Genomic DNA, 26,107 nt, shown 5'->3' with positions numbered 1-26,107 from the left:
CGTCAGATGCCGCCGCCATTGTCATATTGGTCTTCGGCAATGTCACGCTCGTTCAGCCAGTGTTCCAAGGCATCTACCATCTCTTCAGCCGATCTGCCGAGCGTCTTCAGATGGATCTCCGGTTTCTCCGGTGCTTCGTAAGGCGAATCGACACCGGTGAAATTCTTGATCTCGCCATTCAGCGCGCGGGCATAGAGGCCCTTCGGATCGCGCCTTGCGCATTCCTCGAAAGGCGTATCGACAAACACCTCGATGAACTCGCCATCGGCCATCAATTCCCTGGCCATCCGCCGCTCGGCGCTGAACGGGGAAATGAAGGAGACAATGACGATCAGCCCGGCGTCGGCCATCAGCTTGGCCACTTCGGCGACGCGGCGAATGTTCTCGACGCGATCGGCATCGGTGAATCCGAGATCCCGGTTGAGACCGTGGCGGACATTGTCGCCATCGAGAATGTAGGTATGACGCCCGGTGGCGAAAAGCTTCTTCTCGAACAGGTTGGCGATGGTCGACTTGCCGGAGCCCGAAAGCCCCGTGAACCAGAACACGGCGGGCCGCTGGTTCTTCATGTCGGCACGCACGCGCTTGCCGACGTCGAGCGATTGCCAATGGATGTTTTCGGCGCGGCGCAGCGAGTGTACGATCATGCCTGCGCCAACCGTGGCGTTGCTGATGCGATCGATCAGAATAAAGGCGCCAGTGGTCCGGTTCTCGCCAAACGGATCGAAGGCGATCGGCGCCCGGGTCGAAATGTTACAGATACCGACCTCGTTCATTTCAAGCGACTTGGCCGCCTCATGGGCAAAGTCGTTGACATTGATGCGGTACTTCAGGTCGGTGACGGTGGCGCTGGTCTGATCGGTCTCGGTGCGCAGGATATAGGAACGGCCCGGCAGTAGCGCATGCTCGTCGAACCAGACGATGTTGGCGGCGAACTGGTCGGCGACCTGCGGCCGTGCGGACGGGGAAACCAGCATGTTGCCCCTGGAAACCTCGACCTCGTCGTCGAGAACGAGCGTTATGGCCTGGCCGGCCACCGCCTGTTCGAGATCGCCGCCATAGGCGACGATGCGTTTGACATGCGAGGACTTGCCCGATTTGGCGACCACGACCTCGTCGCCTTGCGCAATAATACCGGACGCAATGGTGCCGGCAAAACCGCGAAAATCGAGGTTGGGGCGATTAACGTACTGAACCGGAAAGCGGAATGGCAGCTCGGCCGTGTCTGCCTCGACGGCGACGGTTTCGAGATGCTCGATCAATGTCGGGCCGGAATACCAATGCGTGTTTTCGGAGCGGCCGCTGACATTGTCGCCGTAGCGGGCTGACATCGGAATCGGCGCGATGGTCTGGAAGCCAAGGTCGCGTGAGAACTGCCGGTAGTCCTCGACGATCCTGTTGAAGACCGCCTGGTCAAAACCGACGAGATCGATCTTGTTGACCGCCAGCACGATGTGGCGGATGCCGAGCAGCGAGGCGATGATCGAATGGCGCCGCGTCTGGCGCAACACCCCCTGCCGGGCATCGATCAGCACGATCGCCAGGTCGGCCGTCGAAGCACCTGTCGCCATGTTGCGGGTATATTGCTCGTGGCCGGGCGTGTCGGCGACGATGAACTTGCGCTTGGGCGTGGCAAAGAAGCGGTAGGCGACGTCGATGGTGATGCCTTGCTCGCGCTCCGCCTCGAGGCCGTCGACCAACAGCGCGAAGTCGACGTCGTCGCCCGTCGTGCCGTGCTTGCGCGAATCGCGTTCGAGCGCGGCGAGCTGGTCCTCGAAAATCTGCTTGGTGTCGGAGAGCAGGCGTCCGATCAACGTCGACTTGCCATCATCCACCGAACCGCAGGTCAGGAAGCGCAGCAGCGACTTCTTCTCCTGCGCGGCCAGATAATCGCGAACGCCGTCGGTTGGAGCCAGGCTCTTTGCCATGATGTGGCGCATGGTCAGAAATACCCCTCGCGCTTCTTCTTTTCCATCGAACCGGCTTCATCGCGGTCGATCAACCGACCCTGCCGTTCGGAGGTGCGTGCCGTCAGCATCTCGCCAACGATGGCTTCGAGTGTGTCGGCGTCGGATTCGATGGCGCCGGTCAGCGGATAGCAGCCGAGCGTACGGAATCGCACCAACCTGTCCTGCACGACCTCGCCGGGCAGTAGCTTCATGCGATCATCGTCCTTGAGAATCAGCATGCCATCGCGTTCGACAACCGGGCGCCGCTTGGCGAAATAGAGCGGCACGATCGGGATGTTTTCCTGCAGAATGTACTGCCAGATGTCGAGCTCGGTCCAGTTCGACAGCGGGAAGACTCGTATCGATTCACCCTGCGCGATACGTGTGTTGAAGATCTTCCACATTTCAGGCCGCTGGTTCTTCGGATCCCACACATGCTGGGCATTGCGGAAAGAGAAGATGCGCTCCTTGGCGCGCGACTTTTCCTCGTCGCGACGAGCGCCACCAAAGGCAGCGTCGAAGCCGTATTTGTCGAGCGCCTGGCGCAGCGCCACGGTCTTCATCACATGGGTGTGGGTGTTCGAGCCGTGATCGAACGGATTGATGTTGTCGCGTACCCCGTCTTCGTTGACATGAACCAGAAGGTCGAAACCCAGCTTCTGCGCCATCTGATCGCGAAATGCGATCATCTCGCGAAATTTCCAGGTGGTGTCGACGTGAAGAAACGGGAATGGCGGCTTGGCCGGATAGAACGCCTTCATCGCCAGATGCATCAGCACCGACGAATCCTTGCCGACGGAATAGAGCATGACCGGCTTGGTGAAGGCTGCCGCGACCTCGCGGAATATGTGGATGGACTCGGCTTCAAGCCGCTGCAGATGCGTAAGAGCTGGTATCATGGTCCGTGGGCGTTCTCTCATGCCTTGCAACAGAAGATCCTGCGTCAAATCATCGAGCCTTTTGCGCCCGGTTCAAAGCTTCGCTTCTGGACAAGTGTTTCGTGCGGGCGTTCTAGCAGATCGTCGCGGCCCAGAACAATGCAAGACGAGCCGGTCAGCCATTCGTTCGGGAATGAATTTTCCACGCTTGCGCCAACACCCGGAAATTTCTGCTCGGAAAGCCTCCAGCCGGGAAAGGGCTGGAAAAATATTGCCCGAGAGAGCGCCTGGGATGCTGCAGGGTCAACCGGTGCCGACCGCGCGTTTAAGCGGCAATCGATCAGGGCGCACTATCGAAACAGCGGCCCAGCCGCTATACGCTTTGTGAGAGCGGGCAAGTGCATGATGAAGCATGGGCGGTTTCGAGGCGAGCGCATTCGGTTTGACCAAATGTGCCGCATAAAGTTTCTCGAGAATAGCGGGTCCGAAAATTGAACCGGCTTTCATTCATAAGGCAGCAAATCACGCCTTCGCGGATCAATGTCTATTTCTCCATTCTCTGCTTCTTTTGTCCACCGATCCTCGGATCGGCGGTCAGCTTCGTGTTCAATGGCGGCGGACTATGGTCCGTCCTGTTGATCGCCTTGAAGAGAAGGCACTTCAATGTCGACCGCGCGATGATGGCGCTGACGATCGCGATCTACGCCTATTGCGCGAGCAATGTCCTGGCGTCCATCGTCAACCACGCGATCGTCAAGGACGCACGGCACCTTGTCCCGCTGATCACCTTTCTGTTTTTTCCCATCTCTTATTCGACCTGGAGCACTACGCAAAAAAAAACGCTCGTCCGCATCATTGTGTTGGCCAGCATGGCGGCTTGTTTCGGAGCGCTGCTGCTGGCGGTCTATCAGCAATATCGACTTGGTATGCGCGCCGAGGGCGGGGCGGGGAATGCGATCGTTTTTGCTGAGGTCCTCTGCCTTGCCGTGGTGATCTGCGTGGCCGCTGCCCTATCCGGTATAGAGAAATACAGGATCGCCCTCGCCTGCGCCGCACTCGGCGGAACGATCGCCGTCATCTACTCCGGTACGCGCATCGTCTGGCTGGCATTGCTGATTGCCGGCGTCGCCGTTCTGTTGATCAACCAGCAGAAGCTAAGAGGGAGAGATGCCGTTCGCGTGCTTTTGCTGCTGGCCGCGATTGCGGTCGCGATTGCGTTTTTCGGGTTCCAGACGATAGCGGGGCGTGTCTCTTTTCTGCACTCCGACTGGGATGCGCTGGCGGCCCATGGTGACCACACGACTGCTTTGGGACTACGTGTCGCGCTTTGGGATATCGGCCTGAAGGCGTTTCATGAGATGCCATTGTTTGGACATGGGGTGGGTGCCACCAGGCTCTTGATCAAGCAGGGCTTTCAGGATCAGTTCGGGATGGATGCAGGTTTCAGTCACTTCCACAACGGCTTCCTGACCGCCTTGGTGCAAGCGGGAATCCTGGGTGCGGTGACGCTGGCGGCGATCTTTGTGGCTGCCGCCAGAAATGCAGCCCTGGTCCTTCGCGACAGCAACGATCCGATCGAACGGTTCGGCGCCACCATGATCGTCGCGGTCGTGATCACCTATCTGACTGCCGGCATGACAGGCATCCTGATCGGCCATGACATTCTGGACTCGGTCTTTATGGTCTTCCTGGTGTCGGGAACATATCTTGCTTGTGGGCGCCAGGCCGCGTTGGTGGAAAGGCAGGCCCTTCCGCCAGTGGTGGGAGCCCAGGCGATGTCACCACCGAAAAGCCAAGCCGCTCCACTGGTGACGGAAGCCACTCCATCAGACCTGGCACCTCCGCCGGCCGCCCGATAGCCGGTCCGGGCAAGACAATGAAGGTCCTGGTTACGGGCGCGACGGGTTTCATGGGTCGCCAGGTGGTCCATCGGCTTCGTGAGGCCGGTGTCGAACTTCGCCTTGCCTCCCGCCAGCCGGAGAGACTTGATACGGGGTCCGACACGATGCGGATGCCGGGGTACGATGCACCTGCCGAGGCTTTCCTGGCGCTGACCAGGGATGTTACGGATGTCGTCCATTGCGCGGGTCTGAACAATGATCAGGGCAATGCCGCCGAAGCCGATTTTCGGGCAGCCAATGCGCAATTGAGCGCACGTCTGGCGCATGCCGCCGCCACGCACGCAAGCGGACGGTTCATCCATCTTTCCTCGATCCGGGCCGTGATCGGCGCGCGTGCCAGCGCAACGATCGACGAAAACTCGATCCCCGACCCACAAGACGCCTACGGGCGCTCGAAACGCGAAGCAGAAATTGCCGTGTTGGGCGCCTATGCCTCGCATGGCCGTGCCGACGCGGCCATATTGCGGCTGCCGCCAGTCTACGGGATCGGCATGAAAGGAAACCTGGCGACGCTGATGCGGCTCGCCGATACGGCTCTGCCGATGCCGACAGGCGCATTGACGGCGAACCGTTCGCTGCTGTCATCGCAATCCGCCGCACGGGCGGTGTGGCATCTGCTTTGCCATTCCCAGCCACTTCGTCCGATCTATCTCGCCAGCGACGAGCCGCCGGTGTCCGTCGCTGCCGTCATCGGTGCCTTTCGCCGTGGCTTGGGGAGGCCAACGCGCCTGATGACCGTGCCGGCTGGCCCAATGCGGACGGTCGCCACACTGCTTGGCAAGCGGATGTTCTGGGACAGCCTAACGGCGACGCAAATATGCGACCCTTCGCTGCTTGCCTCGGAAGGCTGGGCGCCGGAAACCAGCACGCTGGAGCGGCTGACCGAGATAGCGCGGCTCCGAGACCCCCGACGCCCTGTTTGATCCCTGCCAAAGACAGTTTCCGCTTCTGGAGCGGGGCTGCTCAGCCGCGATAAAGTGTTCCAAACAGGATCCGAAGGTCGAGCCAGAACGACGCGGTCCTGAGATAGGTGGCATCGGTTTCGGCCAGAAGTTGCGGGTTCGACATGTCGATGCCCCGGATCTGGGCCAAGCCTGTCATCCCGGGCAAAGCCTGCAAAACGCCCAGCTGCCTGCGGCATTCGATCAGTTCCGTCTGGCTCGGCAGGCAAGGACGCGGCCCGACCAGGCTCATTTCGCCACGCAGGACATTCCACAGCTGCGGCAACTCGTCGAGCTTGAATTTCCGCAAGCCCCTTCCAACCGATGTCACGGCGCTCACCGGGGTCTCATGCGAGGGCAAGGATGGCGTTCCCTGGTACATCGTCCGCAACTTGTGGCAGCGAAAAAGCACACCTTCGCGGCCAATCCGCGTTTGTGAAAAAATCACCGGACCGGGCGAGGATACCCGGACGGCAACAATGGCCAGCAATAGAATGGGAGAGGTTGCCACCAGCAGCACAGCCGCACCGGCGAGATCGAAGATCTTCTTGGCTGTCTTCATGTGGTCGATAGGACTCCCTGCCAGGCTCTACGCGATAACCGCGAGCGAGGCCCGTCAATCCGGCCGGCGTAGCATGAGGTCGCCTTCCCAACCAAGCGCGCCGCGCGGTTCGCCATTTTCAGATACGACCCAGGACAAAGGCGAGATAGAGCCCAAGGGTGCCGGCAAAAGTCTGTCGATAGACGCCGCTTTTGCGCAGGGCGCCCAGGCGTTGGAAAAGGGAACCTCGCCGACCGTTCGCGAACAGGTCGAGGCACGCCACCGCATCCTTCGTAAGGAGATCGCGATTGACGGCAAGGCCGGCAAGATTGAGATCGGTCCAGTCCGCGAACTGACCCTTGAAGAGGCGGCCCAGCCGCGAGATCCGCGCCTGCCACGATGCATTGGCGCCGACCAGATTTGCCGCATGCTGGCGGTAGCGTACCAATGGCCGCGGATCGTAGCGGACGACCCCGCCGGCACCGGTGACGATCAAATAGGCCCACCAATCGTGGCTGACGAAACCGGTGCGCGCGGAGGCCTTGGCCAACAGATCGCGCGCCGCGCGGTTGAGCAGCATGGTGTTGCCGCCGGCGATACTCTGCACCAGCGCATTGCGGAACGACGGCGGACGGCTAAACAGCGGCGAATGGCCGACCAGGCGTCCAGTTTCGGTCATGGTCGCGGTTCGCGAGCAGGACATCAGCGGGATCCCCGCATCAAATGCCTGCATCCAGCCAAGGGCGCTTTCAAGCCTGTCGGGCTCCCAGACATCGTCCTGATCGCAGAAGGCGTAACAATCCGCGTCGATGCCCGAGTCCAGGATCATCGACCGGAAATTGGCGGCAAAGCCTTGCCGCGGCCCTTCCAGCAAAGTTATCCGACCTTTTGTCCAGCGGGGCTTCCAGGCTTCTATGACGGCAACCGTGCCATCGGCGGAGCCGTCGTCGGATATCCAAAGGTCGATCAGGAGATGCGACTGCGCGAGCAGCGACTGGATCTGCTCGTCGACAAAGGCGGCGCCATCCTTCGTGCCCATCAGGACCGCAATGCGCAGATCTGTCTTACCCACTGATGTCAAACGCCTTGCCGCGCGAGGAAAACCGCTGTGCACTTTTCCTGGAATTGCTCATCTGTGCCTTCACGCAATTCCGGACGGAAAACCGCTGTGCACTTTTCCTGGAATTGCTCATCTTTGCCTTCACGCAATCCGGACGGAAAACCGCTGTGCACTTTTCCTGGATTGCTCAACTTTGCCTTCACGCAATTCCGGACGGAAAACCGCTGCGCACTTTTCCTGGAATTGCTTTAGCTCGCCTGCCCGGCCGTTTTCGGGACCGCGCCCTGCCGCGCGTTCGCCCTTGTCTTCGTCGCGCGGTCGAGATCGGCCAGGATGGTGAGCGAGGCTGCCTTGTCTTCTGCCTTCATGGATTGCTGCAGCGCCGCAAGTGCTGCCTGGACATCCGACCACTGCGCGACATCGGTGCTCAGGCCGAATATCTTGGCAATGCTGAGTTCCACCAGTTCCTCGTCTTCGCCGTGCAGGGTCTCGTGGAGCTTTTCGCCCGGGCGGATGCCTGTGAAGCGGATTGGAATGTCCGTATAGGGGATTTTTCCCGCCATGCGGATCATCGTTTCGGCCACTTCGACGATCGGCACGGGCTTGCCCATGTCGAGCATGTAGACGGCGTAGTCCTGGCCGGCCGGCCGCGAAGCGGCATCGGCCGCCGACATGATGACGAGATCGACGGCTTCGGCGACAGTCATGAAATAGCGCGTCATGCGCCGGTCGGTTATGGTCACCGGCCCGCCGGCCTCGATCTGCGCCTGGAATATGGTCGCCACCGAGCCATTGCTGCCGAAGACGTTGCCGAAGCGCACCGCGATGAACTTGGTGGCGGCGCGGCGGCGGCCCGGTTCCCCGGCCGGCGTGCCGTGCAAGGCGCTGACGATCTGTTCGGCGGCCCGCTTGGTCATGCCGAGCACGGAGGTCGGATCGACGGCCTTGTCGCTCGAGACCATTACAAATTGCGCCACCCCGCATTTGGCGGCGACCTCGGCGCAGACAAGCGTGCCGAAGACATTGGTCTGGATGGCCGATTCCCAGTTCTCCTCCAGCAGCGGAACGTGCTTCAGCGCCGCGGCATGGTATATTATGTCGGGCTTGAACTCGGTGACGACGCGCGTCATCTGGCGCCGGTCCGCGACATCGACGATGCGGACCTTGAGGCGGTCATGATGCTTCTCGTCGATATACTGGCTCAACTGGAAGATGCCGAATTCGGAATTGTCGGCGACCAGCACCGCCTCGGCGCCAAGTTCCAACGACCGCTTGACCAGCGTGCGGCCGATGGAACCGGCGCCCCCGGTGACCAGGACGCGCTTGCCGCCGACGAAGGCGCCGATGCGCTCGATGTCGGATGGCACGGTCGGGCGGCGCAGGATCGTTTCCATCTCGACGGCGTCGAGAACGAGCTTGCCTTCCTGGCCCACCTGCGAAAGCCCCGCGAACTGCACGACCGCAATGTCGCCGTGACGCGCGACGCGGACCAGCTCGGAATACTCCTCGATCTCATGCTCGGCGCCGCTGCCGAAGATCAGCAGATCGAGGCTCTTGGTGCCGGTCGCGTAGTCCTCCAGGACATCGATCAGGCGCGGCCGGACCGCCACCACCGGCACCCCTTGAATGCGCGTGCCGAGCGGTGCGCCATGCTCGGTGGCCATGATGCCGGCGATGGTATGGTCGGGGGGTTGCGCCGTGCGCGTGAAACGAATGATCAGGTCGGCCTCGCCGAGCCGGCCGACGAACAGGGCCTGCTTGGTGCGCGCCGTGTCGGCCTTGCCGCTGAGAACACCCCAGCCCGCGCCGTCACGCAGGAAGCGGTAGAACAGCCGGGGCGCCGAGATGATGGTGAAGGAGACGAGCAGGAAGACGATGAACTGGCGCTCGTTGAGGCCGGCGACCGGTTCGAAGAAACGGACCACCAGCGAAACGACATAGAGCACGAAGGTGAGGATCGCGCAGCTCTTCAGGATGTTGAAGAAATCAGGCGTCGAGGCGAAGCGCCAGACCGTGGTGTAGAGGCCGCAATACCGGAACAGAAGATGGCTGATGAGCACGATGCTTGCCCAGGTGACAAGCCCCTCCGTGGAGAGCGCCCCGAACGAAAGATCCGACCGCGACAGGACAAGGCTGAGCGCCACGGCGACCAGGACCATGACCACGTCCTGGACCATGATGAAGGCGCGCCTAATCTGTGGCCTGAGCCCGAACACAGCTTCCTGGGAAGTATTCATTAGGCAGTACTTAACTCCAGGCTGTCGGAGATGGCAAAGGCAAAGTACGAACACGAGATCACTCGTGGCCGACCGCTCCGTCAAATCAACATTTCGGGCCCCCGCCGCGCTGTATCGCATACTGCGGGTTGAGAGGCATAGCTAGATGTTTTTTACGAGAACGAGTGGTCAATAGGAAGCATGGACCCGGTTCGCGGAAAAAGCTTCGAAGCCGACATTAGACATTGCTTAAAAACAGCCACGTCATCCGCATGGGCCCGGTTTTGCCGCAGTTGACTCTGCTACGAACCTCGTTAGGACGCAATGCGTTGCCATATGTCCATCGAAACGGCTATTAGATAGAGGCTTGGTGGTTCGCTATGGCCAGCGAAGGACAATGCGCCGAAACGACAGATTGCGATACTCCCAGCTATGATTGCCGCACTAAACGGCGCTTTTGACGACATCTCAAAAGCCGCGAGATTATACCGAGTCTGGATTGCGCTTGCCCATGAAGACATTGGCGACCAGCACAGACGCACGACACTCGGCCCGCTCTGGATGCTGGTCAACTATTTCGCTTTCGTCGGCACGTTTGTCTTTGTTTTCGTGACCAAGGACGCAAGCAACCCCAGCTATATAGCCTACGTAGCGATCGGCATGCTGGTATGGTTCTACCTCACCGAAACCATCACCATGAGCGTGTGTCTCTTCCAGCGCGAGGCGAGCTTCATTCAAGGCACGACGCTGCCGTTATTCGTATATGTGATGCGATTGACGATGCAGTGCATCATTCGGGCTGGTTATTCACTGGCGGGTTGCGTTCTTGTTCTGCTGCTGGGCGGTTTCGGAATCAACACCAACTGGCTACTGTCGTTTCTCGGCCTCTTGCTCATCATCTTGGCAACTCCTGCATTTGTGATTGTTTTTGCTTTCCTGGGCGCTTTCTTTCCCGATAGCGAGTTCATCGTCGGGAACCTGATGCGGGTGGGCATGTTCTTCACACCGGTCTTCTGGGTCTATAGCGGGCAAGAGGGCGTTCAAAAATACGCCTATCATTGGAACCCGTTCACCTATTTCCTGGAAGGCGTGCGCGAGCCGATCACGGCAGGCATATTTCCGATGCATTCCGTGATGGTGACAGGGTACATCTGTCTCGGCACATGGGTTATTGCGCTGCTGCTGCTGGGCCGTTATCGCAAACGTGTGGTTTTCCTGATCTGAGCTCCCCATGACCTCCATCACATTGAACAATGTCAGTCTCGTCTATCGCCTGTTTGAAAAGCTGACGCTTTCGGCGCCCGGCCGGCGCCGGAGCGCTCTCGGCGGCAACATAGCGAAGTCGGGCACCAAGCAGGTCGTGCAGGCGCTCGACGATGTCAGCTTCGAACTCAAGGCAGGCGACCGGTTGGGGCTGGTCGGTCCGAATGGCGCCGGCAAGACAACACTGCTCAAGGTTCTATACGGAATCTACCAGCCATCGGGTGGCACGATGTCGATTACCGGCAAGGTCGATGCCCTGTTCAACATCCACATAGGGTTTCGTCCCGAGGCCACCGGGCGCAGAAACATCGTTCTGAGGGGGTTGATCAGCGGCTGGACGGCGCCCGAGATCGAAGAGAAGATGGAAGAAATAATCGATTTCAGCGAGCTGGGTGACTTCATCGATCTGCCGTTCAAGGCCTACAGTCAAGGCATGGCGGCACGTCTGGCATTTGCGGCAGCGACCACGCTTGAGCCTGAAATTCTGCTGATGGATGAGTGGATCGGCGCTGGCGACGCGTCATTCCAGGAAAAAGCCAAACGACGGATGGACGAACTGGCGGAAAAGGCCGGCATCATCGTGTTGGCCAGCCACGACGATGCGCTCATCCAGCGCGTGTGCACGAAAAAGATGACGCTTCGAGCTGGCCGGATTGAGTCGCTGGTTTAAAAGCCGCCTCCCGATTAAATTGCCTCATATCCAAAGTTCTTCAGGTCCATGCCGAAGAATGGCAGCCAAGGCGGTTCTGTTCTTGGTCTCTTCATCAGAAATTCACTTGTTCAGAACAGGCGCGATATCAAACCGCCGGATATGCTTTTTCATTGCGCGACGACTGATCGTTCTGGCGGCGCCTACTTGTGGCGTTTCGGACGCACGCCGGATCTATCCATCAGTTCGCCTGCCAATCCATCGAAATTTCTGGTTGCACAGTCTGACGGCGTGTGCGAGGTGCCACCTACACCAGCGCAAGGCAACACGCAGCAAACGCAGGACTGATGTCGGCCACCGTTCGTACCCTCTCTATCAGCCGTTCAACCCCCGCTTTCGCGATTGCGTCCTTTGGTCCGTTCGCGCTGTTCCTAATTGCGCTCCTCCTGACGGTACAGGCCAGGGGTGTTCCCGATGCTGATTATTGGAGCATTTTCACTTCACTCGTCGGGTCGCTGGACAGGCTGCCGACGCTGCCGGACCTATATGTAAGGGGAGGCGAGCACATCGTCGCCGGCGCGAAACTATTTTATCTACTGAATTTTCATCTTACGGGCGGGGACAATATCGGCCTCTCGGTCATCGCTGTCGCTTTCTCCCTTCTCATAGCGTTGGTTTTTTCAAGCGCACTCTCGCTCTTTGCACGGTCCAGGTTTGAAGCATTTGTCATCGGGATAGCCGTGTCCCTATTTGTGTTCAGTCCACTCGCGGCACATAATTTCTTCGTTGGCATGAGTGGTGTAGCCTGGATCGGCGCAAATCTCTTCACTGTGCTGGCTGCATTTGCTTTCTGGCAGTCGGCCGAAAACGATAGGCGGTTTGGCTATCTCGCTGCGATAGTTCTTGCTGCCATTGCCGCGCAATTTTACAGCACGGGCCTGACTGCATTGTGTGCGGTCGGCATACAGGGGATCTGCGCAGACAAAACAAGGCGGCTTGGGATCGTGATTTTCACGATCGGCATGGCCTACGTGATGTTCATCTTGATGAACATCACCGTTCAACAGGCTGAACGCAGTTTCAATCCGATACAGATTGCTCTGTTCTGCTTCACATTCATCGGCGGCGGCCTCGTGACGTCCCAATTGGCCGCATTTTGGCTTGGCATAGTTGGAATTGCGGCAGCCGTCCTGATGATTGGGTCCTGCATTTTGCGGCCTGACGAGAGCAGGTTTCGATCAGCCTTTTGGATTACATTAATGGCGTATGCTGTCATGTCGAGCGGGTTGGCGGCAATTGGTAGAGCAAATTATGGAACAGGAGGATACGGCATAGCCCTGGCCAGTAGATATGCGACCATTCCGGCACTTTTCTGGGTTGGACTGTTTGGAGTGATCTCTTGCCGAATTTCGGACGCTGCTTTCAATCGTTGCTTGTCGATCGCCATGTTCGCTGCCGCGGCCGCCCTGATTCTGGTGAACGGCACGCCGCGGCTGATGGATGCCCTTGCCCGGGCTGAAGGGAAGGACTTCGTAACATTGGCATTGTCCCTCGGTGTCAAAGACCCGAGCCTTATGCAGCAGTACGTCACGCCGCATCCGTTTGAGTACTATGATATCGAGGACGATCTGAAGAAGTTCAACCATGTCCCGTTCGACGGCAGGAATTTTGGCTGTCCCTCGCTCGGCGCGCAGATAGCGATCGGCAGCCAGCCAAACAGCTTGACGGGCTACATCGATGTCGTGTCCAAAATACAAGATCCGCAGTGGGGACGCGTCTCCGGTTGGGTCGCGGACACGTCGAACAAATGGCCCCCACTGCTGGGTAGCGATATTCTTTCTACCTACAGCTGCATTGCCTTCCTAGACGGCACGGGAACGGTCGTGGGATTGGGATTGGGAGGAATGCATCGGCCGGACGTGGCAAAGGCCCTCGGGCGGGGGCGTGACGACTATGGCTGGAGTGGCTACGTGGATCTTCGACGTGTGCCGGTTAACCCCGCTTCTCGATCGATATATGCTGTTGTGCTTGCGCCGTCTGGGTGGACGAGATTACAGGCATCTGAGGCTGGATTCCAGTTTTGAAAAATACCTATGTAAGCGTCATAAGATTCGCGAGGAAAGTAGCTGAGCGCTGCGGATTACTTGCGATGTTGGAGCGATCGAACAACCGCTTTGTCCTCTGGATCAGAAGTCTGTTCGGCATATACGACAGCGTCGACCTGGTTCGGCTTGACATGCCGTGGTGGACATTCTCCGCGATTGATGCCGTGAACATTTTTCTGGCCTCGCGCAATCACAAGGCTCGCGTTTACGAATTTGGGGCTGGTGCCAGTACCGTTTGGTTGGCGAAACGAAGCGGCTCTGTCGATTCCGTCGAGCATGACGCTCCGTTCGCGCAAACTATGGGCGGCATTTTTGGCGCCTATCCCAACATCGCCGTTCGAGTTGTGGAGCCAGTAGCCGCTTCCGCCTCCAGCAAGGCCAGGTCCAATCGAGAAGGATACGCGGAATGCTCGTTCGATCAATACGTGTCATCGATTGATCGAGTCGACGGCACCTTCGACCTTATTGTGATCGACGGCCGGGCAAGGGTTTCCTGCTTGGCGAAATCGGTTCGCCGCCTGTCTCCGGGCGGTATGATTCTGTTCGACAACAGTAACAGGCCCGAATATCGGCAGGCCATCAATTCTTGCGGCCTGCAGGAGCGAGTGACACGAGGGCTAGCCCCTGCATTGCCGTTCCCCAGCCAGACCTCCATTTTGACGCAGAGGGCCTGACGTGCAGACCGTATCGATACTGGTGCCTGTAAGGGATGAGCAAGACACTGTCCAGGCTTTGATTTGCCAGATCGAGGCGGCCTTTGAGCAGATCGATGTCGCGCAAGCCTCGCTCAAGGAGGTCATCTTTGTTGACGACGGGAGCCGGGACAATACCTGGAAGGAGATTCTGGGCGCCACCAAGGCTTCCCCCCACGTAAAAGGCGTTCGGCTTCGGAGGAATTTCGGCAAGGCAGCCGCGCTCCAGGCAGGGATCTCCAATGCTTCGGGTAATGTCATCGTCACTATGGATGGAGACCTGCAAGATGACCCGAAGGAAATTTCACGTTTTCTGGACGAAATCCGAGCGGGCTTCGATGTCGTTTCGGGATGGAAGCAGGTGCGCCACGATCCGCTCGGCAAGACGCTGCCTTCAAAGCTGTTCAATCGAGTGACGGCGAAGGTCACCGGCGTCAGTCTGCACGATTTCAACTGCGGCTTCAAAGCCTATCGCTCAGAGGTCTTTGACAACATTCGCCTCTATGGTGAGCTGCATCGCTTCGTTCCAGCCTTGGCCCATGCGACTGGTTTCAAGGTCAGTGAGATCGTCGTCCAGCACCACCCACGCCGATTTGGAAAATCGAAATATGGGGTTGCTCGCCTCCTGAAGGGCTTCCTGGACTTGCTTACAGTCGTGACTATCACGAAGTTCAATTCGCGCCCCGGCCATCTTTTTGGCGGTCTGGGTGTGGCCGTCATCTCGATTGGCTTTGTGATTTTCTTGTTTCTGTGCGCGCGGTGGTTTGAGGGTGAAGCTATTGGCGGCCGTCCGTTGCTGCTTGTTTCGACGCTCTTGATGATCGTCGGGGGGCAGTTCACGCTGTTCGGCATGGTCGCCGAGTTGATTGTTGTGACCCGTGGCGATCGCGACCCGGGCATTGTCGCCGAGATTGCAAGTTCCGACGCCAGGCTGCCAGTGAAGCCGATCGGCGCTCGTGTCGAACTCTAAGATCATTCGTGCCGGCGGTGCTGTGATTGCCGCTACGGCAATATACTTTGTCATACGCTCCGTCTGCGGATACGCCGATCAGCTCGCTGAGATGCTGCAGCGTCCCCGGTTCACTGTCATGATCGTAGCCTGTGCGCTTCTCTATGCACTCGCTCTGCAGCTTGTGGCGCTCGCTTGGTTCACTCTCTTGGTTTCAGTCGGAGAAAAGGCGATTTCTCCGGTCCGTGCAATACGCGTTTTCACGCGTACCCAAGTCTACAAATATCTGCCAACCAACGTAATCCATCTCGTCGGGCGCTTTGTCCTGGCGGCTCGATATGGTGCCGCAAAGGATGCGCTTTCTTACGCGCAGGTGATGGAGATCATTTTGATGATCCTGGCTTCCGGAAGCGTAGCACTCCTTTTCTCCTTCTCTTTCCTGCTCAAAATCGGTGAGGACCACGGAATAAGCCACTATCTTGCTTCTGCAGTCTATATTGGTGCCGGTCTGGCGGCCCTCATGCTCGCCCCCCTTGTTGCGGGCCGATATTTCCAGCGGACCCGAAAACACGTTGCATTATCAATGGCTGCGATCAGTGTCGCATGCTACGGTCTTTTTTTCCTTGCCAATGGCTCCATCGTCGTCCTCCTTGTCCATGTGCTGTACGGACCCACGATTGAATGGAAGATGGTGATCGGGGTCTCGGCCGCCGGTTGGTTGCTTGGTTTTATTGTGCCGGGAGCTCCCGGCGGTTTGGGTGTGAGAGAAGCGGTTTTTATCGCCGGCCTTTCGTCTGTCGGCATACCTGCGGCTGCGGCCACCGCCGTTGCAGTTGCGCATCGGGTTGTCACCCTTCTGGGTGATGTTCTCTTGTCGGCTGGGGAGTTTGGCTATCGAAAATGGACCGCAGAATCAGATTAATGCATAGCGTGGATGTGACTGTAGCGCGATAAATTCGGCGCACTTCAGGAGACAGCCGACAGAGGTTGGTTGGAAGCTTTTCGGCGCCGATATCCGAATGCGACGCTTAACATCCAATTCGACTGGAGCTACCCCCTGTATCTATTCAAATGATGTCGACGCGGACAACGAACACCTCGTTAGACTGCGGCGCGAGTTGAAGTTTTTAAGATCCAGCCATACGCTCCTCCGCGAGGGAGCCAGCGTGACGAGGGCTGCGCAGGCTGCTAACGTCCGCCCAGCATCGATTTTAGAGGAAATGATGGACATTTTAGACGCATACGTCGCGACTGCACCAAACGCCCAGAATGTCGTTGATATTTTCAAAGACGAGTGGTCTTCCAAATTTCCGACAACAGCCGGCGCGACGACGAGTCCCGGCAGCGCCGCCCTGTTTGAAGACGCACGCATTGACTGGCTTTCGAAAACCATTGGCGGATTCGCCGGCAAGCGCATTCTGGAACTTGGACCGCTGGAGGCGGGACACACTTACATGATGCATCAAGCGGGCGCGGAAGCGATACTTGCAGTGGAAGCCAATTCGCGATCCTACCTGAAATGCCTCTGCGTCAAGGAAATGTTCGACCTGAGCCGTGCCCGGTTCCTCTACGGCGACGCGATGAAGTATTTGGAGGAAACCAGCGAACGCTTTGACGTATGCCTGGCGTCAGGCATACTTTACCATATGACCGACCCTATCGAATTTCTGCGCAACATCGCACGTGTATCCAATAAATTCTTCCTTTGGACGCACTACTACGAAGACGCGTTGCGTACCCAAGCAAATCTGGCCAAGCAGTTCGAGAAGCCGTACGAGATCAAGGTTGGCGGCAAGTCATATACGGTAGCCAAGCGCAACTACCAGGAGGCGCTCAAATGGGCCGGCTTCTGCGGCGGTGCAAAGCCATGGGCGTTTTGGCTTACCCGGGATTCCCTTATGCGGGCGATCGCCCATTTCGGCTTCACCGTGGAGGCTATCGAGTTCGACCACCCCGGACATCCGAACGGTCCCGCATTAGCTTTGGTGGCTAACAAAGCGTAAGATAGTTTTGCGAAACTATTTTTTCGCTTTTCCAGTCAATTGGCTATATACGTCCGAGCGTCACATAGAATTCCAGTGTGTTTGGCTGCGTTGGATGGTATGATACGATGTCGAATGAGCCTTTTATTATATTTCTTATTGAATTCATGCATTGAACAAACTCAAAATCCGCGAAAACCCAACAATGCGTATCGACGTAACCTCCTCTATTTTTCAGATCTATAAGCACATCAAAAATACTGCCTCTATCCATCACATATTCACTAGATTCAGCGGTAATAGTTTTATTCCAGCAATCTACCGGGTTAGCTTTGCTGATATTCCAGAAATGGTCGCATATCTGCTGAAAGCTCGGCATCGTTCGTTTCTCGAGATAGGCCGCCACGAGATCCGAAACCATTGTGCTTTTCCGTTTCAAGTCGAAGCAGTAGCGTTTGTCCGGAAACGCGACGGCAATCCGACCGCCGGGTTTGAGCACATACAGATTAGCCTCGAGCCAGCCCAGTAGGTCGGGCACATGCTCCATAACGTGTGAGGCCACGATGTAGTCCACGGACTCGTTTGGGAGAAATTCAGAAATCAGCTTGCCGCCGGTTACGATGTCGATTTCCGGGATCAGGCTGACATCGACGTTGGGATCGTTGGCATAATGTTGCACCAAAGAGGTGCGATCAGCATAGTCCACGTAGGAAACGTCGTAATGCGGCTTCCGTAAAAGTGCGGCATGCAACGGGCCGTATTCAACGCCTTTTCCGACAAGGTTCAGCGCTGACGTGATGTTCCTCGTGCGCGGTTCAAGCGCTGGGACAGACTTCCTGAAGAGTCGCATCTGATTTTATCTCGCCAACGCCGCACATTGATTGGGCAAGAGCACGCCAATCGAAATCCAGATGCCGGCATGATCTGTAATTTCGAACAATTGAAATTCGGCCATTGCTATTTTTTCCGATATCAACTCAGCGAGAAATCTTCACGCCCTCTTGTCAGGTTCGGTGAATAGAAGGGATCGCGTGCGATGACCTTCTTCCATCGTTTTTGCATATACGCAATTTCACCGTTGAATCGTGCGACTTTTTCCGGGGCATCCTCAACGCCGCGCGAGACGCTTTCCAGGTGGTAGAGCTCGGCGTAGGGCGTCCAGACATTTGAATAACCCGCTTCCCGAACCTTCAGACAGAGATCCACATCGTTGAAGGCGACGGTCAGGTCGATCTCATTGAGGCCACCGACTTCTTCGAACACGCTTTTGCGGATCAGGAGACAAGCCGCGGTGACTGCGGAGAGATTCTGCAGGACCTTCAGTCTGAAAAAATATCCCGGATGGTCGCGCGGAAAGTCCTTGTGCGAATGACAAGCGACCCCACCCAGCCCAACGATTACGCCACCATGCTGAATCGTATCATTAGCATAGTAGAGCTTTGCACCGACGCAGCCCACATCCGGCTGAACGGCCCAGGACACCATTTCCGTCAGCCAGTCGGACGAGATCACCTCGATGTCGTTGTTGACGAGACCGATGATCGATCCCTTTGCTTCTCCGACAGCAAAATTGTTGATCGCCGAATAGTTGAATGGCTTGTCGTAGCGAAGCACGCGGACATTCTTCGCTTCCTTCAACTCGCCGAAATAGGAGCGCGTTTCCTCTTCAACCGAGCCGTTGTCGACGATGAGAACTTCATAATTTCCATAGTTGGTCTTTTCGCGGATGGACTCCACGCAGCCACGCAAGAGTTCCACCTTGTCACGCGTTGGAATGATGAGGCTCACAAGCGGTTGAGGCTCGGGTACCGAGAACCGAAGGCGGTAGCATGGGGCATCCGGAGCATCTTCAGCTGTTGCCGTAAGATTCACGCGTTTGACATGTTCTTCCAGCGCACGCAGTCCGGCAGTGTAGGCGTAGCTCTTTTGCGAACCGTCAAGCGCCGTCGAACCCTCCACGGCACGCCAATGGTAGAGCACTTTTGGGATGTGCCGGATTTTATCGGGGGCAATACGCTCGAAGATGCGCAAATTGAGATCATAGTCCTGGCTGCCCTCGAAACCGGGACGCCAGCCGCCGACGGCTCGAATGTTTTCGGCCCGATGCACGGTGAGATGGTTCAGATAGTTCTGCGACCGGAAAAGCTCGCGCGAGAAATCCGGCTTGAAACAAGGATCGTAGCGCCTGCCCTCCGAATCGATCTTGTCTTCATCGCTATAGATCAGTTCGGCATCAGGATGCCGATCGACCTCCAGCACGACCTCGGCCAGCGCATATGGGCGCAGGACATCGTCATGGTCGAGCAGAGCAACCCATTCGCCAGTGACAAGCTCGAGAGCGGAATTGGATGCTCGCGAGATATGGCCGTTCTCGTCTCGCAGGACGACTTTGATGCGGGGATCTCGTTTTGCATATTCGTTCAAAACGCGCCGCACATGCGATTTCGTCGAGCGATCGTCCGCAATGCACAGCTGCCAGTTCTCATAAATCTGGGCGCGGACGCTTTCGATCGCTTCCCGCAGGAGTCTCTCCGGTGTATTGTAAACTGGCATGAGCACCGAAATGAGCGGCTTCTTTTCCAACTGAGCCAACCACCGGCTCAGATCCGCGACGTCTTGGTCCGTTGGCGTATCATGGAGCGCAATCCACCCTTCATACGTAACGCTGCCCAGGGCGCCTCGTGCTTCCGCCGAACGGAGAGCGGCCGCAAATCCCCGGAGACCGCCTTGCCTGAAGATTTTTAAGGCACGTGCCGCCGACCATCCCAGGGAAGCAGGGCTTTTCGCGTGGCGAGTGGCGATTCTTCGGACGAGTTGAGCATAATGTTCTATACGGCCGAGCCGACGAAGCCGCACACGGCCGACAGCAATCTTGACAGTACTGTCGCTCGGATCGACGCGCAGTTTCTCGGCGCCAGTGTGAATCGAGAACGTGGCCACGACCGAGCCTTTGCCGTTCGAACGAAAATGCAAATCGATTCGTTCGATTTCGTTGTATCCCTTACCGCTGTCGACATAGAGCTGCGCGTCAGTAAACCCATGCGATTTTGTCGATACTCGCATGCTGAGCCGATAATGCCCGGGAGCAAAGGGGCCGAAACCAGGCGAAAGGATTTCGAACTGCGGATCGTCACCAGTTACTGTCCATTCCGTTGCCCGCTTGCCTAACGGCACGCCTTCCAAATGATGGAGTGCGCTCAGCGTGACGGTCCGTCCGGTGTAAAACATGGCCTTGTTCGGCAATGACACAACTGCTCGCACGAACGAACCATAACGCCAAGTCCGGCTGCCGCGAATCAATTCGATTTCGCGCTTCAACGCGCCTATCTGCTGATCTCGCTCCCGCGCCTCATCTTCAAGCGCTTTAATGTCCCGGTCCCGCACGGCAAGATTCGTTCTGACCATCTCCATCTCATTCTCACGCTGTTCTAGCTGTCGCTGCCATTCTTGGCGGTTCAACGCAAACTGCGCCTCCGCCTGCCCGACCGCGGCGGCGGTATTCCCGCGCAGGGCAACTGCCTGGCCAAGATGGGCAAAGGCAGTTCGTACAGCCTCCCGGCCATCATCCTTTTGACCGGCAGCGAAAAGCGCCTGGACCGCTTTCGGGTAGCTGTCGCCAATACCCAAAACACCCAGGCCATGCCCATGCAGGAACTCGAAATGAGGTCGGCCCGCCGAGACCTCGCCCCAAAGGCGAAAGACTCCGAAATCGCGCTCACGTACATTCGTGTCGTGAAAGAGCACAATGGCATTTTTCGTAAGCTTCGGCCGCCAAGTCTCGAAGTCATGACGGACGGCGTCATAGGTGTGCATACCGTCAATATGCAGCAGGTCGATGCTTTCATCCTCGAAATGGCCAACCGCCTCATCGAAAGTCGACCGTACTAGACGCGAAAAGGCCGTATACTTTGCATCGTGATAGGTGGCAAGGCCGGCATAGACGCCCTCATCGTAAAAACCCGCGTGCTCATCACCCTTCCAGGTGTCGATCGCGCGGCAACTGCAGGAGAGACCCAGCAGTTCAATGGCTTGGCAGGCGGCACAATAAGAGACGCCTGTATGCGTGCCAAGCTCCACGAAGCGCTGTGGCCGGAACGCATCTATAAGCCAGAACATGAATGGAACATGCTCGATCCATGCAGACGGAGCCTCAAGGTCAGGAAACCGGAACGCTGTTGAATTGAAAGGAATCATCGCCGTCTTTCAAGCCCAGGCAAACGCGTTGTCCCCAAAGGCAAGGCCATCGTCAAACATGCCGAGGAAGCCGCCGCACTACCTCTTCCGTCGACTTCCGCCAATCCGGCGCAGCCCACCCAAACACGCCCGCGAATTTCGCGCTCGATAGCCGGGAATTGACAGGGCGGCGCGCCTTGGTTGGGTAGTCCATCGTTGTGATATCCCGTACCCGCGCCCAGGGACCACCAAACTTCAGGCTTGTGTCGAGGATATGACGGGCAAAGCCGCTCCAGTTGGTCTCGCCCGTGCCGGCCAGATGGTAGGTGCCGAAGGCGGCGAAGTCCTTGTTGCGGTGCAGCACCGCGGCCGCATGCAGGATCGCGTCGGCGATAGCAAGCGCCGATGTCGGGTTTCCCCATTGATCCGATACCACCGATATCTCGTCGCGGTCGGCGGCGAGCCGCAGCATGGTTTTCACGAAATTCCTGCCGAACGGGCTGTAGACCCAGGCGGTGCGCAGGATCAGGTGGCGCGGATTTGCGGCGGCCACCGCCTGTTCGCCGGCAAGCTTGGAGGCGCCGTAGACGCCGAGCGGCGACGTCGGATCCGTCTCGACATAGGCGCCGGCCTTACTGCCGTCGAAGACATAGTCGGTCGAAAGATGGATGACGGGAACGCCCAGCCGCGCCGCGGCCTCCGCCACCTTGCCGGCTCCGGTCGCGTTGACCGCAAAGGCCAGATCGGGCTCGTCCTCGGCCTGGTCGACGGCCGTGTAGGCGGCGGCCGACACGACGATATCGGGCTTTGCACCCGCGATGACGTCGATGATGGCGTCGGGTCGTGCCAGGTCGAGCTCCGGGCGGCCGATGGCGACGACCTCCACGCCCGAGCGCGCCTGGCCGGCCGCGAGCAGGCTTGCCGCGACCTGGCCGTCGCGTCCGGTGACGAGGAGCCTCACGCGCCCACCTTGCGCGCTTCGCCCAGTCTTTCGCCGGCATAGCGCTGTTCGCGGATCGGCCCCCACCACCATTTGTTTTCGAGGAACCAGTCCACGGTCCTGGCCAGGCCGCTGTCGAAATTCTCCCTGGGTGTCCAGCCGAGCTCGCGGCCTATCTTGGTGGCGTCGATGGCGTAGCGGCGGTCGTGGCCGGGGCGGTCGGTGACGAAGGAGATCAGCTCGCGATAGCGCCTGCCGCCGGCGCGCGGACGCCTGGCGTCAAGCAGATCGCAGATCGTCTCGACGACGGCAAGGTTGGTGCGTTCCGAATTGCCGCCGACATTGTAGCTCTCGCCCGGATGCCCTTTCGTGGCGACGAGCTCCAGGGCGCGCGCGTGATCCTCGACGAACAGCCAGTCGCGCACATTGGCGCCGGCGCCATAGACCGGCAGCGACTTTTCGTCGAGCGCGTTGAGGATGACGAGCGGGATAAGCTTTTCCGGGAAATGATAGGGGCCGTAATTGTTCGAACAGTTGGAAAGCACAACCGGCAGGCCGTAGGTCTCGTGCCAGGCGCGCACCAGATGGTCCGAGGCCGCCTTCGAGGCGGAATAGGGCGAAGACGGCGCGTAGGGCGTCTCCTCGACGAACATGCCGCCGTCGAAAGGCAGGTCGCCGAACACCTCGTCGGTGGAGACGTGATGGAAGCGGAAGCGGCTTTTCCTGTCGTCGGACAGGCCACGCCAGTATTCCAGCGCGGCGTTGAGTATCTTGTAGGTGCCGACGATGTTGGTCTCGATGAAGGCGCCCGGTCCGTCAATCGAGCGGTCGACATGGCTTTCGGCGGCCAGGTTCATGACGATATCGATGTCGTGCCGGCGCAGAAGGTCGAGCACCGCCCTCTCGTCACAGATGTCAGCCTGAGCGAAGCTGTAATTATGGGCGTTCTCGATCGGCCGCAGCGACGCCAGATTGCCCGCATAGGTCAGCTTGTCGAGATTTGTCACCCGGTAGGCCGGGTTGGCGCACAAATGCCTGCATACCGCCGAGCCGATGAAGCCGGCACCGCCCGTCACCAGAAAATTCATACCGCAGTCCTCACGCAAACACCCATCAGGCGAATACCTCGGCGACGGCGAGCAGCGGCGCCTTGAGGTCCTTGTCAGAAAGCTGGAAGCCGCCGGCCAGCGACGGCCACTCGATGCCGATGGCTGGATCGTCGAAACGGATCGATCGATCATGCTCCGGCGAATAGGTGTCGGTCACCTTGTACAGCACCTCGGTGTCGGGCACGAGCGTGACGAAGGCGTGCGCGAAGCCCTTTGGCACCAGGATCTGGTTGCCTTTTTGCGCCGACACTTCGAGGGCGACCCATTTTCCGAAGGTTTTCGAGGCGCGGCGGATATCGACCGCGACATCGAGAATGCTGCCGCGGATCACCCGCAGCAGCTTGTCCTGGGCACGTGGCGCCAGCTGGTAATGGAGCCCGCGCAGCACGCCCGCGGCGGCGGAATAGGAGTGGTTGTCCTGCACGAAAACTAGGTCGATGCCGGCCTGCGAAAACCGCTCGGCATTGTAGGTTTCCATGAAGAAACCGCGCGCGTCGCCATGGCGTTTGGGAACGATTTCCAGCACCCCGTCGATGCCCAGGGATCTCACCTCCAGCATCTAGCCCTCCGAAAGATCGGCGACACGCCGGCGCAGATAGGCGGCGTATTCGTTCTTCCCCAGGCGAGCTGCACGCTGCAACACCTCGTCAGCGCTCAGCCAGCCTTGTTCGAAGGCGACTTCCTCCGGACAGGCGACCTTGATGCCCTGGCGGTGCTCGATCGTGCGCACGAAGGAAGAGGCTTCGTGCAGGCTGTCATGCGTGCCGGTGTCGAGCCAGGCATAGCCCCGTCCCAATCGGTGAACATGAAGCTGGCCGCGCTCGAGATAGACATTGTTGACCGCCGTGATCTCGATCTCGCCGCGCGCCGAGGGGCGTATGGTCGGGGCGATGTCGACCACCTGGTTGTCATAGAAATACAGACCCGTGACCGCCCAGTTGGACTTCGGCTTCTGCGGCTTTTCCTCGATCGTCAGCGCGGTCCCGGTCGCCTTATCGAAGGACACCACGCCATAACGTTCGGGATCCTCGACATGGTAGGCGAACACCGAAGCGCCTGTCTGGCGCGATGCAGCGGCGCGGCAAAGCTGCGATAGCCCGTCACCAAAATAGATGTTGTCGCCCAGGATCATCGACACGCTGTCCATGCCGATGAAATCGCGGCCGATGATGAAGGCTTCCGCGAGGCCATTGGGCTGCGGCTGTTCGGCGTAAGACAGTGCTAGCCCGAAGTCCGATCCGTCGCCGAGCAAGTCACGAAATGCCGGCAGATCACGCGGCGTCGAAATGATCAAAATCTCTCTTATTCCCGCGAGCATCAAAACGCTCAGCGGATAATAGATCATCGGCTTGTCGTAAATGGGAAGAATTTGCTTAGAGACTGCTAATGTTAGTGGATAAAGACGCGTTCCACTGCCACCAGCAAGGATAATTCCTTTCAAGAAGCTCTCCTCGACATGCCAAAGCCCCCCGGCTTTGATTGCCTGTGCTTAGGTTTCATGTATTGGCTTGTCAATGCGGCACACAACAAACGCATTGGCCATGTTGGATACCAGCCATCGACAGCGCCCTCCACTTCGGCCGAACCCGCCTGATCGCATCTTGGGAAGGCGGAGGCCTTGGCCACTGATGGCACTTTCGGCGTTGTCGAGGACCGGCAGCGGCCATTGCGCAGGGCAGACGTTCCAGTTTTAGGCCACAGCCATGATTATATGTGCCTGGATTTTGGCGGCAACTTCGCCATTGCCATGTCTGTCGGCAATGGCGGATGCCGCGTAGTCGGTTGCGGCGTCCAGCCTTCCAGCCTCCCTGGCCTCGATTTCGTTGCGAAGAATGGTGCCCTGACAATAAGCGACGGCCGGAAGGCGCGGCGAGGATGCGCGGCTTTGTTCGGCTCTCGTCTCGATCTCGACATCGGAAAAACCCGCCGACTCCAGATCTCGACGGATCAGCGCCTTATCGTGATAGCCGTGCGGCGTGCGTGCTAGGAAGCGCGGGGGATCGTCGGGAAAAATCCGCGCCAGCGCATTGGTCACGTCATCGGCGAACACATTCTCCTCGATGCGATCCCATACGTTGAACAACAACCGTCCTCCCGGTTTCAGGACGCGCTTGGCTTCGCGGTAGGCGGAGGTGCGGTTTGGAAAGAACATCGCACCGAACTGACAACACAGGAGGTGGAAGGCGGCATCCTCGAACGGCAGCGCCATCGCATCCGCCTGGCGCCATTCAATGCGGCTATCGGGAGTTTGTCGCGAGGCAGCGTAGTCGAGCATCGGCTGGCTCAGGTCGGTCACAACATAGCTTGCGTCCAGGGACAATCTTGGCGCCAATGCGCGGGTGACGACGCCGGTGCCCGCGGCAATTTCCAGGACCGCGCCCGGCGATAGAGCGGCGGCTCGTTGCGCAATATCTACGGCGAACTGCTCGAAAATCAAAGGCACCATGTAGCGGTCGTAGTTTTCCGGGATCGAGCCCGCGAACAGCTTGTCGGTTTCCAATTTGGCAATCCCCACCGTCTAACGACTGCGGAGACTAGCACATATTTTTGTTCCTGTTCCTTTCGACTGAGAGCCGGCCCCTGCGTGGTCAAGGGCTCGTTCAACGCCGCCCAAAAAAATCCTGGTACCACTCGACGAACCGCCCTACCCCCTCGGTGACGGAGGTGCGGGGGCGATAGCCGACCGCCGCCTGCAGCGCCGAAGTGTCGGCGAAGGTGTCGGGCACGTCGCCGGCCTGCAGCGGCAGCAGCTCGATCAC

Annotated in this window: 22 protein-coding genes and 1 pseudogene; 9 read left to right on the top strand and 14 right to left on the bottom strand. The window is 58.6% G+C overall.

Going from position 1 to position 26,107, the window contains the following annotated elements:
- Window positions 1–2: 2 nt before the first annotated feature.
- Window positions 3–1,940 (bottom strand): sulfate adenylyltransferase subunit CysN, encoded by a 1,938-nt coding sequence (gene cysN, locus X739_RS139440; RefSeq protein ID WP_023796070.1) that lies wholly within the window; start codon window positions 1,938–1,940, stop codon window positions 3–5.
- Between the two features lie 2 nt (window positions 1,941–1,942).
- The gene (cysD, locus tag X739_RS139445) at window positions 1,943–2,848 is read right to left on the bottom strand and encodes a sulfate adenylyltransferase subunit CysD (RefSeq protein ID WP_023771502.1); all 906 of its coding nucleotides are present in this window, start codon (window positions 2,846–2,848) and stop codon (window positions 1,943–1,945) included.
- Between the two features lie 470 nt (window positions 2,849–3,318).
- Between cysD and X739_RS139450 the strand changes: the two genes are divergently transcribed.
- A complete protein-coding gene (locus X739_RS139450; protein ID WP_023796069.1) occupies window positions 3,319–4,686 on the top strand; it encodes an O-antigen ligase in 1,368 nt (455 codons plus the stop codon).
- A 17-nt stretch (window positions 4,687–4,703) separates the two neighbouring features.
- Window positions 4,704–5,651, top strand: coding sequence for an NAD-dependent epimerase/dehydratase family protein (locus X739_RS139455; protein ID WP_023784597.1), 948 nt, complete (start codon window positions 4,704–4,706; stop codon window positions 5,649–5,651).
- 40 nt (window positions 5,652–5,691) lie between these two features.
- Here X739_RS139455 and X739_RS139460 read toward each other — a convergent pair whose 3' ends face one another.
- The 4 genes from X739_RS139460 to X739_RS139470 all read right to left on the bottom strand — a co-directional run bounded on the left by X739_RS139460 (window position 5,692) and on the right by X739_RS139470 (window position 9,507).
- Window positions 5,692–6,231, bottom strand: coding sequence for a sugar transferase (locus X739_RS139460; protein WP_023771498.1), 540 nt, complete (start codon window positions 6,229–6,231; stop codon window positions 5,692–5,694).
- A gap of 118 nt (window positions 6,232–6,349) precedes the next feature.
- Window positions 6,350–7,282, bottom strand: coding sequence for a glycosyltransferase family 2 protein (locus tag X739_RS139465; protein WP_023784596.1), 933 nt, complete (start codon window positions 7,280–7,282; stop codon window positions 6,350–6,352).
- A gap of 5 nt (window positions 7,283–7,287) precedes the next feature.
- Window positions 7,288–7,473: a hypothetical protein gene (locus X739_RS1000000170100; RefSeq protein WP_198026175.1), complete on the bottom strand. Its 186-nt coding sequence runs from the start codon at window positions 7,471–7,473 to the stop codon at window positions 7,288–7,290.
- A gap of 45 nt (window positions 7,474–7,518) precedes the next feature.
- Window positions 7,519–9,507, bottom strand: coding sequence for a nucleoside-diphosphate sugar epimerase/dehydratase (locus X739_RS139470; RefSeq protein ID WP_031252480.1), 1,989 nt, complete (start codon window positions 9,505–9,507; stop codon window positions 7,519–7,521).
- Between the two features lie 411 nt (window positions 9,508–9,918).
- On the opposite strand from X739_RS139470, the gene X739_RS139475 reads away from it, so the two are divergent.
- The 7 genes from X739_RS139475 (at window position 9,919) to X739_RS139505 (ending at window position 17,147) form a co-directional block, all read left to right on the top strand.
- On the top strand, window positions 9,919–10,710 hold the full coding sequence (locus X739_RS139475) for an ABC transporter permease (RefSeq protein ID WP_023796067.1): 792 nt from the start codon (window positions 9,919–9,921) through the stop codon (window positions 10,708–10,710).
- 136 nt (window positions 10,711–10,846) lie between these two features.
- Window positions 10,847–11,419 carry an ATP-binding cassette domain-containing protein gene (locus X739_RS139480; RefSeq protein WP_245273956.1) on the top strand — a complete coding sequence of 191 codons (573 nt, stop codon included), beginning with the start codon at window positions 10,847–10,849 and terminating at the stop codon, window positions 11,417–11,419.
- A gap of 326 nt (window positions 11,420–11,745) precedes the next feature.
- Entirely contained in the window at window positions 11,746–13,482 is a 1,737-nt protein-coding gene (locus X739_RS139485) for a hypothetical protein (protein ID WP_023796065.1), read from the top strand.
- Window positions 13,479–14,177 carry a class I SAM-dependent methyltransferase gene (locus X739_RS139490; RefSeq protein ID WP_245273955.1) on the top strand — a complete coding sequence of 233 codons (699 nt, stop codon included), beginning with the start codon at window positions 13,479–13,481 and terminating at the stop codon, window positions 14,175–14,177. Before X739_RS139485 ends, X739_RS139490 begins: the two co-directional genes overlap by 4 nt.
- Window position 14,178: 1 nt before the next feature.
- The gene (locus X739_RS139495; protein WP_031252478.1) at window positions 14,179–15,165 is read left to right on the top strand and encodes a glycosyltransferase family 2 protein; all 987 of its coding nucleotides are present in this window, start codon (window positions 14,179–14,181) and stop codon (window positions 15,163–15,165) included.
- Window positions 15,152–16,066, top strand: a complete 915-nt coding sequence (locus X739_RS139500; protein ID WP_023796062.1) for a YbhN family protein — start codon at window positions 15,152–15,154, stop codon at window positions 16,064–16,066. The genes X739_RS139495 and X739_RS139500 overlap by 14 nt, the downstream gene beginning before the upstream one ends.
- A 244-nt stretch (window positions 16,067–16,310) precedes the next feature.
- A complete protein-coding gene (locus X739_RS139505) occupies window positions 16,311–17,147 on the top strand; it encodes a class I SAM-dependent methyltransferase (RefSeq protein WP_198026174.1) in 837 nt (278 codons plus the stop codon).
- 43 nt (window positions 17,148–17,190) lie between these two features.
- On the opposite strand, the gene X739_RS1000000167295 is transcribed toward X739_RS139505, so the two are convergent.
- The 8 genes and pseudogenes from X739_RS1000000167295 to X739_RS1000000170830 all read right to left on the bottom strand — a co-directional run.
- Complete coding sequence (locus X739_RS1000000167295) at window positions 17,191–17,976, bottom strand: class I SAM-dependent methyltransferase (protein ID WP_051410644.1); 786 nt, start codon at window positions 17,974–17,976, stop codon at window positions 17,191–17,193.
- A 122-nt stretch (window positions 17,977–18,098) separates the two neighbouring features.
- Window positions 18,099–21,320, bottom strand: a complete 3,222-nt coding sequence (locus X739_RS1000000167290) for a glycosyltransferase (RefSeq protein ID WP_023796058.1) — start codon at window positions 21,318–21,320, stop codon at window positions 18,099–18,101.
- Window positions 21,321–21,372: 52 nt separating this feature from the next.
- On the bottom strand, window positions 21,373–22,260 hold the full coding sequence (gene rfbD, locus X739_RS139510; protein WP_023796057.1) for a dTDP-4-dehydrorhamnose reductase: 888 nt from the start codon (window positions 22,258–22,260) through the stop codon (window positions 21,373–21,375).
- Window positions 22,257–23,327 carry a dTDP-glucose 4,6-dehydratase gene (gene rfbB / locus X739_RS139515; protein ID WP_023796056.1) on the bottom strand — a complete coding sequence of 357 codons (1,071 nt, stop codon included), beginning with the start codon at window positions 23,325–23,327 and terminating at the stop codon, window positions 22,257–22,259. Before rfbB ends, rfbD begins: the two co-directional genes overlap by 4 nt.
- A gap of 25 nt (window positions 23,328–23,352) precedes the next feature.
- Window positions 23,353–23,907, bottom strand: a complete 555-nt coding sequence (gene rfbC / locus X739_RS139520; RefSeq protein WP_023796055.1) for a dTDP-4-dehydrorhamnose 3,5-epimerase — start codon at window positions 23,905–23,907, stop codon at window positions 23,353–23,355.
- Window positions 23,908–24,789, bottom strand: a complete 882-nt coding sequence (gene rfbA, locus X739_RS139525) for a glucose-1-phosphate thymidylyltransferase RfbA (RefSeq protein ID WP_023796054.1) — start codon at window positions 24,787–24,789, stop codon at window positions 23,908–23,910. It abuts the gene before it with no gap.
- Window positions 24,790–25,038: 249 nt separating this feature from the next.
- On the bottom strand, window positions 25,039–25,794 hold the full coding sequence (locus tag X739_RS139530) for a class I SAM-dependent methyltransferase (protein ID WP_051410646.1): 756 nt from the start codon (window positions 25,792–25,794) through the stop codon (window positions 25,039–25,041).
- Between the two features lie 154 nt (window positions 25,795–25,948).
- Window positions 25,949–26,107: pseudogene (locus X739_RS1000000170830) on the bottom strand (capsular biosynthesis protein CpsI); the annotation flags it as partial.

Source organism: Mesorhizobium sp. LNHC209A00 (genome assembly GCF_000502915.1).
Lineage (GTDB): Bacteria > Pseudomonadota > Alphaproteobacteria > Rhizobiales > Rhizobiaceae > Mesorhizobium.
This window is presented reverse-complemented; position numbering and strand designations above follow the sequence as displayed.